Raw genomic sequence first — 12837 nt, forward strand, 5'->3', positions numbered from 1 at the left:
AGAGTAGACGATGTGCCCGCGAGCGCTCGCTCGCGGGCGGCCCGGCGCTCCCCGCGGCGGCGCGCCTCCGCGGGCCAGGGCAGCGGATCCCGCCGGTCGTGGCGCGCCGGCGCCGGCTCGGAGGCCGGCGGCGCGCCGGGGCTGCTCAGAAGCGGCCCGACATGCCGACCCCGGCCGCGCCTGGACCGGCGACCGGGGTCAGCCGGATCCCGGCGGAGGGCGCAGGCGAGCTGGCGGCCGGCCGGGGCTGGTTGAACCCGAGCTCCCAGATGAGGCCTCCCGCGACGCCGGCGGCGCCCAGCCCGAGGAGCACGCCGCCGACGGTGGCGTGGGTGCGGCCCTGGTTGCCCAGATCAGCCACGTCCGGCTCGCAGTTGACGCGCCCCTGACAGCTGTCCTCGGCGGCGCCGATGTCTGCGAAGCCGCTCGAGGTCAGGATCCCGCCGACCAGCAGCGTGACCACGCCGGCGCCGGTCGCGACCCACGGCGCATACCCGTACGGGGGCTGCGGCGGCGGAGGCGGCTCCGCGGAGAGGCTCGGGGTCGCCGAGGCGGTGGGGAGCGTCGGCGGCGGCACGGGCGCGGACGCCGACTCGCTGGCGGTCGGGGTCGGCGCCGGCCGGATGGAGTTCTTGAGGTTCTGGATCTTGTCCTGGATCGTCTGCGCGTCGGTCGCGTCCGGCATGCGGGCCAGATACGTCTCCAGCGCGGTGACCGCCTCGGCGCGGTCGCCCTTCTTCTCGTAGGCGTTGGCGATGTTGATGAGCACCGCGTGCGCCGCGCAGTCGAGCCGGTAAGCGTCCTTCCAGTACTGGATGGCGCGGTCGTAGTCGGCCCGCTCGTAGAACTGCGTGGCGGCCTTGTGTGCGCCCTTGGCGCCTTCCAGGTCAGCGGGCGTCGCGGTGCGGTTGCACTCGGGGTACTCGATGGCCGGATCTCCTGCTACGGCCAACCCCGCGGCGAGGAACATCCCCGCGCCGAGACCGACCAGCCAAGTCCGAAGCACACGCATCCGAGCCGCCCTCCACGAGAAGTGGGCGCAGCATACTGATCCGTTTCGCCGGCAGCGAGAAAAAGGCATCACGGCGGACTTCGGGGCAATGCGCTCGGCCCGTCGACCGCGGAACGGGCGGCCGAGCGAGGCGGCGGGCCGGATCCGGCGCCCGCCGGCGCGACCATCGCGCGCGGCTTGGTCGTCGTCGACGACCGACGACGACCGACCCGGAGCGCCAAGGATCGGTCACGGCGCTTGCCCGGTTGCCGGTTCTGCTAGTCTCGCCCGGTGATGCTCCCCGAAAAGAAGCAGATCCTCGTCGTCGATGACGAGGCGAACCTCCGGCGGGTCCTCAGCGCCCAGCTCGGCCGGGATGGCTACGAGGTCCACACCGCCGAAGACGGCGAGGAGGGCCTCGCGTTCCTCAAGGAGCACCACATCGACCTGGTCATCACCGATCTCCGGATGCCCAAGGTCGACGGCATGGACCTGCTCCGGGCCGCGCTCCGCGACGACCCCTCGCGCCCGGTCGTGCTCCTCACGGCGCACGGGACCGTCGACAACGCCGTCGAGGCGCTCAAGACGGGCGCGTTCGACTACATCACGAAGCCGTTCGATCAGAACGAGGTGCGCGTCGTCGTGAAGAAGGCCCTCCGCACCCGCGATCTCGCGAGCGCGGACGCCACGCGCGACGTCTCGGCGGCGCCGCCCCGCGGCGGATCGGACCGCTTCGGCATCATCGGCGAGAGCCCGCCCATCCAGGAGCTCTACGCGATCCTCGAGCGGGTCGCCGACACGCCGACCACGGTGCTCATCAGCGGCGAGAGCGGCACCGGGAAGGAGCTCGTCGCGCGGGCGCTGCACGAGAACTCCAGCCGGCGCGACCGGCCGTTCATCAAGGTCAACTGCGCGGCCATCCCGAAGGATCTCATGGAGTCGGAGCTCTTCGGCTACGAGCGCGGCGCCTTCACGGGCGCGGTCGCCTCCAAGCCGGGGCGCTTCGAGCTCGCCTCCGGCGGGACGCTCTTCCTCGACGAGATCGGCGAGATCCCGACCGAGATGCAGGTGAAGCTCCTGCGCGTCCTGCAGGAGAGCGAGTTCGAGCGGGTCGGGGGCATCAAGACCATCCACGTCGACGTCCGGCTCGTCGCCGCCACGAACCGCGATCTCAAGCGGGAGATCGCGGCGGGCACGTTCCGGGAAGACCTCTTCTACCGGCTCAACGTCGTCCCGATCGCGCTCCCCGCGCTGCGCGATCGCAGGAGCGACATCCCCCACCTCTGCGCCCACTTCGTCGCGAAGTTCAACGCGCGCCTCAAGAAGAGCATCGAGGGCATCGAGCCCGAGGCGCTCGAGCGCCTGTCGTCGCACGCGTGGCCGGGGAACATCCGCGAGCTCGAGAACGTCGTCGAGCGCGCGCTGCTCTTCGCCGACGGCGCGCGCATCCGGCTCGACGATCTGCCGGAGGAGATCCGCAGCGGCGCCCCGTCGGCGCCCGGCGCGTCGCTGCCGCCCGCGGCCGCCGACACCGCCCTCGCGCCGTCGACGCCCGACGGCCTGAAGGAGCAGGTCAAGGCGGCGATGAGCAAGCTGGAGCGCGACCTCATCGAGCGCGCCCTCAAGCAGACGCACGGCAACGTCACCCACGCCGCGCGGCTCCTCAAGATCTCTCGCAAGGGGCTCCAGCTCAAGATGAAGGAGCTGAACCTCCGCGAGCGCGACCCCGAGTGAGACCGTGGGCCCCGGCGAGCAGCGCTCCGTCCGCGCGCTGAGGGGGAAGGCCCTCGCGGTCGCCGCGTCGCTCGCCGTCCTCCTCGCGGCCTCCGCCGGCTGCGAGCGCGGCGGCGCCTCGCCGGGCACGGACACCGACCTCGACGCCGCGCCGCCCTGGGACGTGGGCCAGGCCGAGCCGGAGCCGCGCCCCGGCATGGCGTGGATCCCGAAGGGCGTGCTCATCGCCGGCACGCCGCCGGACCGGCTGCCGCGCATCGCCGACGAGGAGATGGCGGGCGCGCAGGTCGTGATGCACGGCTTCTACATCGACGTCTTCTCGTACCCCAACGAGGTCGGCGCGATCCCGACCACGAACGTCACGCAGGACGAGGCGCGCGCGCTCTGCGAGGCGCAGGGCAAGCGCCTCTGCACGGAGCTCGAGATCGAGCGGGCCTGCAAGGGGCCGGCGAACACCACGTACGAGTACGGCGACGCGTACAAGGCCTCGGTGTGCGCGACCGGGCAGAGCCGGGTGCTGACGCCGAACGGCGTGAACGCCGGGTGCGTGAGCGCGTTCGGGGTGCACGATCTCCACGGCGGCGTGTGGACCTGGACCTCGAGCCAGTGGCAGCGGGACACCAGCAAGCCGGGGCTCGTGACGCTGCGCGGGGGCAACGGGCCCTCGGGCGAGCTCGTGGGGCGCTGCGCGCACGGGCGCGGCGTCAAGCCGGACACGCGCCGCCCCGAGGTCGGCGTGCGCTGCTGCGCCGGGGAGGTGAACAGCTTCGAGGTGGTGCTCGAGGTGACGCGCGATCGCCCGCTCCGGCTGGAGCCGCTCGTCGACCCGCGCGTGGCGGCGCAGCTCGCCGAGCTCGCGCCGGAGGGGGCGCGCGCCGCGGCCCAGGCCGGATCGCCCGAGGCCGCGTTCAAGGTCGAGCGCATGTGGACCTGGCACCCCCGGGGCAACGAGGAGCTCGTGCTCGGCGGCGGCTGCGCGCGCCCCGGCGCGAAGGAGGGGGCGCGCGGCCGCGGCAAGCGCGCGAAGCGGGCGCGGCCGGGCGACAAGGCGACGTGCGGGCTCCTCGTCGCGCGGATGCGCCTGAGCACGCCCGCGCTGCTCGCGTTCGTCTCGACGGACCTCTGGGAGCCCACGCTCGGGGAGACCGACTCCCCGCGCGAGCTCCTGCTCTACGGCGGCGACGCGCTGGGCGTCTTCCGCCGCCGGATCACCTACGAGTGGGGGAAGATCGGCGTCGCCGACAAGGAGCGCAAGCGCAGGCACAAGGGCCGTCGCGGGCTCTCGTTCGACTAGGCGACGACCGGGCAGGGCGCGCGTCCGCGCGGCGCGGCGCTTCGGTCACAGCGGGGGTGGCGCTTTCGCGCGGCGGCGATCACATTCCAGCGGCGCGCCGGCCCGTGGCACATTGGCCTTGCGCCCGCGCGCCTGGAAGGGCAGCGCTAGCAGCGCGCCGCCGCCGCTCTGCCTGCGCGCCCGCCTGCACGCTCCCTCGGCACGCCCCCTTCGATGACCCGCCCGCACGACCCCGAACCGCGCGACGCGCCGAGCATGCGTCCGGACGATCCCGGGCGGCGGCGCGCGGCCGCGCGGAAGGCGCTGCGCGCCGCGGTCGCGCTGGGGCGCGCGCGGCTGCGCAGCGCGCGCGGCGGGCAGCTCGGCCTCGCCATGGCGGCGCTGATATCGCTCGGGTACGGCGCCACGGCGCTCGTGCTCCGGCTCGACGACGGGACGACGTCGCTCGAGGGGCTGCTCGGGTCCGCGGCGCGCGGGCTCGCGTGGGCCGCCGCCGGCCCCATCGCCCTCGCCGCGGCGCACGACCGGCCCGCGTCCGACCGCCGCGACGGCGTCGAGGCGCTCGCCGCGTCGCGGGGGATCTCGCGGGCCTCGCTGCACGGGGCGCGCAGCCTCGCCGCGATGCTGGAGATCGCGCGCGTCGTCGCGCTCCCGCTGGCCGCGCTCTCGGCGCTCGCGGCGCTCCTCTCCGGCTCGGTGCTGCTCGCGCTCCAGCACCTCGCCTTCGGCGCCGCGCTCGCCCTGTTCGGCGCCGTCTCCGGCGTGACGCTCGGCGGGCTCGCCGCGGCGAGCGGCCGCATCGCGGGCGCGCGCGGGCGCGCCCTGTTCCTCTCTCTGACCCTCGTCCCCTGGGCCCTCGCCGACCTCGCCGGCGACGCGCGCTGGTCGATCCCGGGCGCGCTCGGCGCGTTCCTCTCCTTCGCGGCCCGCTCGGCCGGGAGCCCCGCTGGATGATCCCGGGCGCGCCCATCGCGGCGCTCGAGGGCGTGCGCGCGCGCGACAGCGCCGGCGAGGCGGGTCGCCCCCGCGGGAGCCTCTTCGGCGCGGCGGCGGCGCTCGGCCCGGGCGTGCACGCCGTCCTCGGCGCGCCGGAAGACGGGACCCTGGCGCTCGCCGAGGTGCTCGCCGGGCGCGCCGCGCCCCTCGCCGGCCGCGTCCTCGTGGGGGGGCGCGAGCCGTACCGGAGCGCGGCGACGCGGGCGCGGATCGGCGTCCTCTCCATCGCCCCGGAGCTGCCCGACGGCGCGTCGGTGGCGTCCTGCATGGCGGTGGCGCTCCGCGCCCGCGGCGCGCCCGCGAGCGGCGCCGCCGCGCTGCTCGACGCGCTCGGCGTCGCGCCGCTCCTCGCGCGCCGCACCGCCTCGCTCAGCTTCGCCGAGACCCGGGCGATCGAGCTGGCGCTCGCCCTGGGGGTGCCGCAGCCGCTCCTGCTCTGCCTCGTCGAGCCGTTCGCCGACGTCGCCGTGCCGTCGCCCGCGCCGGTCCGAGAGCGCCTGCGCGCGCTCGCGGCGGGCGGCGCCTGCGTCGTGCTCATCACGTCCTCGGCGGTGGACGCGCGCGCCCTCGCCGATCGCATCCACGTGCTCGATCGCGGCGCCATCGCCCGGACCGAGCCCGGCGACGGCGAGCGCCTCGCCGTCGCCCCGAGCCCGGCCGCGCCCGGCGCCGCGGGGCCCGAGATCGAGCTCCACGTGCTCGTCCACGAGCGCGCGCCCGGCGCGCCCGGCGCACGCGCGCTCGCCGCCGCGCTCGCGCGCTCCCCCGCGGTGCGCGCGGGCGCGTGGGAGCCGGGGCCGGCCGAGGCGTCGTCGACGCTGCGGATCCGGGCTGCGGACCGGGATGCGGCGGCGCTCGCGCTCGTGGATGCGGCCGCGCAGGAGGACGTCGCGCTGATCGCGATCTCGTCCCCGGCGCCGTCGCTGCGCGACGTGCGGGCTGCGACCGCGCTGCACCTCGCCGCCGTTCGCCCGCGCCGGCCGTTCGGCGCGCCCGCGGGGGACGGCGCGGCGCCGCTGCCCGGCGCGCCGCCCCAGGGCCCCGTCGCCGTGGCGGCGTTCGACGCGCCGGCGGCCGACGGCTCGCCGCAGGCCGCGGAGGCAGGACGCCAGCATGGTGGGTGAGAGCGCCCCGATGGACGCAGCGCCGCCGGTCCCCCCCGCCGAGGGGGGCTCCGAGCGGGGGACCCCCGCGCGGGTGGGCGTCCGGCTCGGCATCGAGATGGCCCTGAGCCGCCTCCGCGCGCGGCGCCCGCTGCTGGCGCTCGGCCTCGGCGTGGCGCTCGCGGTCGCGGCGGCGGTGATCGAGCTCGCGTTCGGGTCGTCCGGCGCCGTCGACCGGGCGCTGCTCGCCACGTTCCGCCTGGTCACACCGCTCACGATCTTCGCCCTCGCCGCCGACGCCGCGGATCGGACCGCCCTGCGCGACGCGGCCTGGCCGGCGGCCCGCTTCGGCGCGTCCTCCCACCATGTCGCGCTCGGCATCGCCCTGGCCACGGCCCTCGCCGCCGCCGGTGTGGGCGCGCTGCTCGCCGTCGTCGTCGTCGCGACCGCCCAGGGGCCCGGCGCTGCGCCGTTTGTCCAAGACATGCTCATCAGTGGGTGGATCGGCGCGCTCGTCGGCGCCGCCTACGCCGGCTGGTTCTCGCTCGGCGCGACCTTCCACCGGCGCGGCCTCGGCCGCTTCGCGCCGCTCGCGGCCGATTTCCTCTTCGGAGGCTCGGCCGGTGTGGTCGGCGCGCTGATGCCGCGGGGCAACGCCGTGAACCTCCTCGGCGGTCCCGCGCCGCTCGGGCTCGGGCAGCCGGCGAGCGCCGGCTTGCTCGCGCTGAGCGCCGTTCTCCTCGCGCTCGCCGCGGCGGCGCGCTGCAGGGAGTAGCGTCGCGCGCCGCGGCGGCGGGGGCGCTCGTTCCGGCGACCGCGGCCGGCCGGCGGCCGCGACCGGCCGCTCGACCGCCGTGCTGAGGCGCGGAGCTGCTGGCGACGCGAGGGGGATGGTTTCATCCGCCCGTTCACGTACTCTTCGAGGGATGACTCACGACGACGACGAGGCCACCAAGGCGGTCAACACGCCTCGCTCGGTCCTGCTCGTCGGCTCGGCGGAGGCGCTCGCGGCGCGCTGCAGGGGGATGTGCCTGCGGGCCCGCGTCATGCTCATCGTCGAGAGCGACCTCGCGGCGCTGACGAACACGGCCGTGGAGCGGAAGCCGCTCGCGCTCCTGTTCCCCGACGACATCTACGCCTTCGACAGCGCGGAGTTCGACGCGCTGGCGCGCGACATCCAGGCCGCGGTGGTGACCCTGGAGCCCGGCGTCACGGACGAGGTCATCGAGGCGCGGCTCTCCGAGGCGCTGCTCCGCGCCGAGCTCCTCCGCCAGCCCGAGCCGGCCTCGAGCCGGTACGTGCTGGTCCCTGACGGACCGCGCCGCTCCAAGCGCCGCTGAGCGCGGCGTCGTCCTTCCTGAAGGCGTCCCAAGGAACCCCGTCCCGTGAACGAGCTGCACCTTGATCCTGCCGCGTCCCGCCTGACGATCCGCACCCGCGCCGCCGGGATGCTCGCCCGGCTCGCGCACGACCTCGAGATCACCGCGCCAGCGCTGCGCGGCCGGGCGCGGCTCGACGGCGACGCATGGACCGCCGAGCTCGAGGTCCGCGTCGCCGATCTCCGCGTCGCGGGCGTCCTGCGCGGCGACCGGCTCGACCCGGACGCGCTCTCGGCCGGGGATCGCCGCGACATCGAGCGCCGCATCCAGGGCGAGGTGCTCGGGGGCACCGATGTCGTGGAGGTCCGCGCCTCGGGGGCCGCGCGCGATCGCGCCGACGTGCGCGTGCAGGTCGCCTCGAGGAGCGCCGCGCTCGCGGCGCGCCTGTCCTCGCGCGATCTCGGCGAGGGGCGCATCGGGGTGACGGGGGGCTGTCAGCTCTCGCTGGCTGCGCTCGGCGTGCGCGAGGTCAAGGGGCCGCTCGGCGCCTTCAAGGTGCGGGACGAGCTCGAGGTCCTCTTCGACCTCACTCTGCGGCCGGCGGGGTAGGCGGCTCGGCGGGGAGCTCCGGGGCGGCCTCGCCGCGCGAGCACGCCCCGTGGACCTGGTAGGGCTTGCCGGCGAGGCGCTTCGCGAGCGAGGCCCCGCGCCAGGCGACGTAGGCCTTGTTGAACTCGAGCACCTGATCGGCGGCGAAGTAGGGGTTCTTCGTCTTGCCCAGCGTGACGAGCGTGAGCACCTGCTCCGCCACGCTGACGGGGCAGCCCTCGAGCCGGATGACGCTCTCGTTCCGGGCCTTCGCGAGCTTCGTCGTCACCTTCACCATCTTCGCCAGCACGTCGTCGTGCTTCGCGGTGTAGGGGTCGCGCGCGCTGCGCTCGCGGTACAGGCTGTCGATGCTGATCAGCTGATCGCCGATCTTGCCCTTGTACGTCGCGCAGTCGCCGATGAAGACCACCTTCTCGCCCGGCTTGGCGTCGATGGGGCCCTCGTAGGCGCCGAACACCACGTGCATCCGCGGCATCTTCGCGTCGCACTCCTTGTCGTACTCGCGCAAGATCTCGATCGCCTCCTCGATGGCGCCTGGGCAGCCGCCCCAGCAGTAGTCGGTGTGCTCGGGCTCGGGCGGCGTGCCCGCGTAGGCGGTGATGTTGGTGCCCTCGAAGTACTTCTCGACGCGGACGAGGCCCACCTTGAACCCCTTGGCCTTCTGCTTCGCCTCCTCGAGCGTCACGTCGCCGGTGATCTCGATCTCGCCGAGGTCCATCGGGCCGAAGCCGCGCTCGGAGGCCAGGCGGATGTGGTCGACGCTCCTCGGATCGACGCCGATGATCTGGCAGCAGACCGAATCGAAGGCGACCTGGTTGTTCCCCATAATGATGAGGCCGAGGTCGAACGGCGTCGGGGTGAGCATCCGGCCCTCGCCGGCGGTGATGGCGTCGATCGCGATGAACTGCGGCTGCACGATGTACTGGAGGTCGGCGACCTTCTCGTTCAGCCGGTGGTCGTGATCGATGAGCCGGTGCCGGTCGTCCTGGATCCCGATGTAGTTCTTCATCGAGAAGGTCACGGTGGTCCAGGGGTGCGACTTGAACTTGGGGCAGTTCACGAAGAAGTCGGCCTTCGCGACGGGCTCCGGCGTGAACAGGTAGTCGCGCAGCCGGCCCTCGTGCGTGAGCCGGATCTCGACCTGCTGCTCTTCCTCGAAGTGGTAGTGCTTGACCCCGGTCCGCCGGAACATCGGGTAATAGCCGGCGCCCTCGTAGGTCATGCGGGTCGGGAGCGTGATGCCGCACCGCTCGCCGACGGCGAGCTCGGTCACGCGCCCGTCGTCGCGATCCCTGAGCGCGCCGATCACCCCCTCGATGAACTCGGGCCGCGTATAGGCGTGCGGGAAGTGCGCGCCGGACGCGACGACGTTCGGCTTGATGAGCGTCCGGCCGCGGGGGCGCAGCGAGAGCTCCTCGAGACCGCTGCGCACGATGCTGCGGATCTTCTCCACATCATACGTCGAGCAGCGCCGCAAAATTACACGAGGGCGCGACGCGATTTTCATAGATCACCAGCGTAAGTGTCGCCGTGAGTCACCGCAACACCTGCTGCCGAACGGGCCGCAGCGGGGTCCCGATCGGCCCGGACGCCCGCCGTGGTGCAGCGCGGACAGCTCCGCCGCCGCCGCGCGGCGCGGATCAGCCCGGACGCTCGCTGCCGACGAGCCGCGCGAGCTCGGCGCGGACCTCACGCGTCGCGTCGATGAGCCGGCCTTCGAGCTCGTAGATGCGTTCGGCCGGCGCTTGTTCGGTGGGCTCGTGGGGGGCGCGCAGGCGGCACCGGGCCACCTTCAGCCGGATCGCCGTCCCCGTCGACCGGAGCGCGCCCTCGACGCGCGCTCCGGGGGCCGACGATGCGGTCGAGCGGAGCCGCACGCGGTCGCCGTCGAGCTCGACGAGCTCCGCCTCGCCGCCCCTCGACCAGGTGAGATGCCAGCTCATTCCGGCCTCCGGGGGTTCGGTCGAGCCTCGCCGCGCGCCGCGCGGGGCGCGGGGCTGCGCCCGCGGTCGCCGCCGCCGCGGGCCCGCTCGATCGCCGCGCGGGCCTCGCGGGCGGCGTCCTTCTCCTTCAGGCTCTCGCGTTTGTCGACGGTCTTCTTCCCCTTCGCGAGGGCGATCTCGGCCTTCACGCGGCCGTTCTTGAAGTAGAGGCGGGTCGCGATCACGGTCATGCCCTCGCGCTCCACGCCCTTGCGGATCGCCTCGATCTCGGCCTCGTGGAGCAGCAGCTTGCGCGGGCGCTTCGCCTCGTGCCCGAAGGCGGCCCCGGGCATCACGGGGATGTTGACGCCCTTCAGGAACACCTCGCCGTGCTCGATGGCGCACCAGCTGTCCGTCAGCTCGGCGGCGCCCTCGCGGAGCATCTTCACCTCGCTGCCGAGCAGCACCAACCCCGCCTCGAACCGATCGTCGAGGGTGTAGTCGAACGTCGCGCGCTTGTTGCGCACGATGAGCTTCTCCCCCTCTCGTTCCTTCTCTTTGCCAGCGCGGCTCACGCGGCCGCATAGCGCGCGCGCCGCCGTCTGTCCACCGCCTCTCCGCGCATGGCGCCGTGGCCGGCGCGCCGGGGCGGCGGATCGCGCCGGCGCGCCGGGGCGGCGCGGCCCTGTGTGGGGTCGTGCGGTCCCGTGCGGCGCCCTGCGGCGCCGCGCCGTCGCTTCTGTGCCGCGCGGCCGCGGCGCGGTCGCTTGACGCCGAGCGCCGCTGCTCGTCCAATGGATGCATCGAGCGCGACGTGCTGTCGGGCCGGAGGACGGAGTGAATCGCGGACGGGGCTTTTCCGCCTGGCTCGGAGCGGTGGTGGCGATCTCTGCGGTGGCCCCCGCGTGGAGCTGCAGCTGCGCCGCCGACTCGATGGTCGACGCGCCATACGCGAGCGGCGCCGGGGTCGGGGGCGACGGCGGTCAGGGCGCGAGCTCCGGCAGCGGCGGGGAGGGCGGCGGGGCCGGGCACGGCGGCGAGGGGCAGGGCGGGAGCGTGCCCGCGGAGACGGGCGTGGAGGCGACCGAGACGGTGACCGCCGGCGAGGTCGCGAGGAGCTCCCGCTACCGGATGGTGTTCACGCTCGGCCAGCCGACGCAGAACCAGGGGACGTCGGCCTCGCCCAAGGTGCGGATGCAGGGTGGGCTCCTCGGAGCCAACGGGAGCTTGCCATGACGAGGATGTGGCGATGAGGACATCGAGGATCGCGCGGCGCATGACGGCCTCCGCCCTGGCGGCGGGCGCTCTCGCGAGCGCAGGGACCGCGGCCGCGGCGGTGCCGGCCACCATCACCCACCAGGGCCGGCTCTTCGACGATCGCGACGCGCCGATCAACGAGACGCTCGACGTCGTCTTCGCCCTCTACGACGCTCGCGACGCGTCGATCCCCATCTGGAGCGAGGTCCACGCGATCACGTTCGAGGACGGCTTCTTCTCGGTGCGCCTCGGCTCGATCACGCCGTTCCAGGGTGCGATCTTCGACGGCGCCGAGCGGTACCTCGGCATCACGGTCGGCGACGACGTCGAGCTGAAGCCGCGCGCGACGGTCGCGAGCGTGCCGTACGCGCTCCTCGCCGGCAACGTGAACGGCGACATCACGCCGACCTCGGTCACGGTGAACACCGCGAACGGCAGCACGGTGGTGATCGACGGGAGCGGGGTCGTCGTGAACGGCGGCCAGGTGATCAACGAGGACGGGGAGTGGGTCGGTTCGCCGGCAGGGCTCGAAGGGCCGGAAGGGCCGCAAGGGCCGCCGGGCCCCACCGGGCCGACCGGCGCGACGGGCCCGGAAGGGCCGACGGGTCCCGCGGGTCCGACGGGCGCAACGGGGCCAGCCGGCCCCACGGGACCGGAAGGCCCGGTGGGGCCCAGGGGCCCGGAAGGCCCGGTCGGGCCTGCTGGGGCGGCGGGCCCGATCGGGCCGGAGGGCCCGGTCGGCCCCATGGGACCGATCGGTCCGATCGGTCCCATGGGCCCTCAAGGTCCGATAGGTCCGATCGGCCCGGAGGGTCCGATCGGTCCGACGGGCCCTCAAGGTCCAGTGGGTCCGGTCGGTCCCGAGGGCCCCGTCGGGCCTCAGGGGCCCCGCGGTTTCACGGGCCCCACTGGGCCGACCGGGCCCCAGGGGGTCGTGCTCTCGGTGATGGCCAGCGGCGTCGGCCCGCACCTCACGCTCCCGTCGGGCGTGGCCGTCGACTTCTTCGGCCCGACGGTCAAGGTGGCGGTCTCGTCGGGGAGCCAGTCGATCTACGCGACCGCGCATCGGTACCTGGGATCGGGCACCGAGTCGGCGAACAGCCTCAGCCTGTTCATGTGCTACCAGCAGGATCTTTCCGAGCCGGAGGGCCCCCCGGTGTTCGGCCCGATTCAGACGGTCGGCCTCGGGATGACCGGGGGCAGGGTCCCCCCAGGCACGCGCGTGCCCTTCGGGCTCAGCGCCGTCATTACCGGCCTCAGCCCGGGCACGTACAACATCGGGATGTGCGGCCAGACGTTGAGCCGCAACTGGAACAGCAACGATTACGGCTACGTCTCTGTCCTCCTCGTCAACGGTGGTTAGCCGCTGGGGCCGCCGCGGTTAGCTGCTGAATCCAGCGCGATCAGCCGCTGAGTCCGTCGGTCGCGGCGGACGCACCGGGCAGACGGAGCAGCTCGGAGCACGCGCGCTCCCGCCGCGCGCCTCGACACGAACGCGAGAATCCCGCGCCGAACAGCGCAATGCCACGACGCGCGTGCGCTGCGCGCCGTCACGTACGATCGTCCGCGACGATGGGCGGAAAGGGGGCTAAACACTCGCGGTTTCACGCGG

At 74.5% G+C, this 12837-nt stretch carries 13 protein-coding genes; 9 read left to right on the forward strand and 4 right to left on the reverse strand.

All coding sequences use genetic code 11. The annotated features are described in order from the left end of the window. Positions 1–145: 145 nt before the first annotated feature. Complete coding sequence (locus WMF33_RS14860; protein WP_437337745.1) at positions 146–1012, reverse strand: tetratricopeptide repeat protein; 867 nt, start codon at positions 1010–1012, stop codon at positions 146–148. 273 nt (positions 1013–1285) lie between these two features. Here WMF33_RS14860 and WMF33_RS14865 point away from each other — a divergent pair, with 273 nt between their 5' ends. The 7 genes from WMF33_RS14865 (at position 1286) to WMF33_RS14895 (ending at position 8046) form a co-directional block, all read left to right on the forward strand. Beyond that, positions 1286–2725: a sigma-54-dependent transcriptional regulator gene (locus WMF33_RS14865; protein WP_437339484.1), complete on the forward strand. Its 1440-nt coding sequence runs from the start codon at positions 1286–1288 to the stop codon at positions 2723–2725. A 4-nt stretch (positions 2726–2729) separates the two neighbouring features. Next, on the forward strand, positions 2730–4019 hold the full coding sequence (locus WMF33_RS14870; RefSeq protein WP_437337746.1) for a formylglycine-generating enzyme family protein: 1290 nt from the start codon (positions 2730–2732) through the stop codon (positions 4017–4019). Positions 4020–4274: 255 nt separating this feature from the next. Beyond that, the gene (locus WMF33_RS14875) at positions 4275–4973 is read left to right on the forward strand and encodes a hypothetical protein (protein ID WP_437337747.1); all 699 of its coding nucleotides are present in this window, start codon (positions 4275–4277) and stop codon (positions 4971–4973) included. Beyond that, complete coding sequence (locus WMF33_RS14880; RefSeq protein ID WP_437337748.1) at positions 4970–6139, forward strand: ABC transporter ATP-binding protein; 1170 nt, start codon at positions 4970–4972, stop codon at positions 6137–6139. Before WMF33_RS14875 ends, WMF33_RS14880 begins: the two co-directional genes overlap by 4 nt. A gap of 10 nt (positions 6140–6149) precedes the next feature. Further along, positions 6150–6893, forward strand: a complete 744-nt coding sequence (locus tag WMF33_RS14885) for a hypothetical protein (protein ID WP_437337749.1) — start codon at positions 6150–6152, stop codon at positions 6891–6893. 151 nt (positions 6894–7044) lie between these two features. Further along, positions 7045–7458: a hypothetical protein gene (locus tag WMF33_RS14890; RefSeq protein ID WP_437337750.1), complete on the forward strand. Its 414-nt coding sequence runs from the start codon at positions 7045–7047 to the stop codon at positions 7456–7458. Between the two features lie 45 nt (positions 7459–7503). Continuing rightward, positions 7504–8046, forward strand: a complete 543-nt coding sequence (locus tag WMF33_RS14895) for a hypothetical protein (RefSeq protein WP_437337751.1) — start codon at positions 7504–7506, stop codon at positions 8044–8046. On the opposite strand, the gene WMF33_RS14900 is transcribed toward WMF33_RS14895, so the two are convergent. From WMF33_RS14900 to smpB, 3 genes are all read right to left on the reverse strand, one after another. After that, positions 8024–9478: a DUF362 domain-containing protein gene (locus WMF33_RS14900; protein ID WP_437337752.1), complete on the reverse strand. Its 1455-nt coding sequence runs from the start codon at positions 9476–9478 to the stop codon at positions 8024–8026. The two genes, WMF33_RS14895 and WMF33_RS14900, sit on opposite strands and share 23 nt — an antisense overlap. Before the next feature lie 208 nt (positions 9479–9686). Next, entirely contained in the window at positions 9687–9989 is a 303-nt protein-coding gene (locus WMF33_RS14905; RefSeq protein WP_061621826.1) for a hypothetical protein, read from the reverse strand. Continuing rightward, on the reverse strand, positions 9986–10543 hold the full coding sequence (gene smpB / locus WMF33_RS14910; protein ID WP_437337753.1) for an SsrA-binding protein SmpB: 558 nt from the start codon (positions 10541–10543) through the stop codon (positions 9986–9988). The genes WMF33_RS14905 and smpB overlap by 4 nt, the downstream gene beginning before the upstream one ends. 304 nt (positions 10544–10847) lie before the next feature. Here smpB and WMF33_RS14915 point away from each other — a divergent pair, with 304 nt between their 5' ends. Then, a complete protein-coding gene (locus WMF33_RS14915) occupies positions 10848–11204 on the forward strand; it encodes a hypothetical protein (RefSeq protein ID WP_437337754.1) in 357 nt (118 codons plus the stop codon). A gap of 13 nt (positions 11205–11217) precedes the next feature. After that, the gene (locus WMF33_RS14920; protein ID WP_437337755.1) at positions 11218–12588 is read left to right on the forward strand and encodes a collagen-like protein; all 1371 of its coding nucleotides are present in this window, start codon (positions 11218–11220) and stop codon (positions 12586–12588) included. Positions 12589–12837: the final 249 nt, after the last annotated feature.

Source organism: Sorangium sp. So ce394, from assembly GCF_051474665.1.
Taxonomy (GTDB): domain Bacteria; phylum Myxococcota_A; class Polyangia; order Polyangiales; family Polyangiaceae; genus Sorangium; species Sorangium cellulosum_D.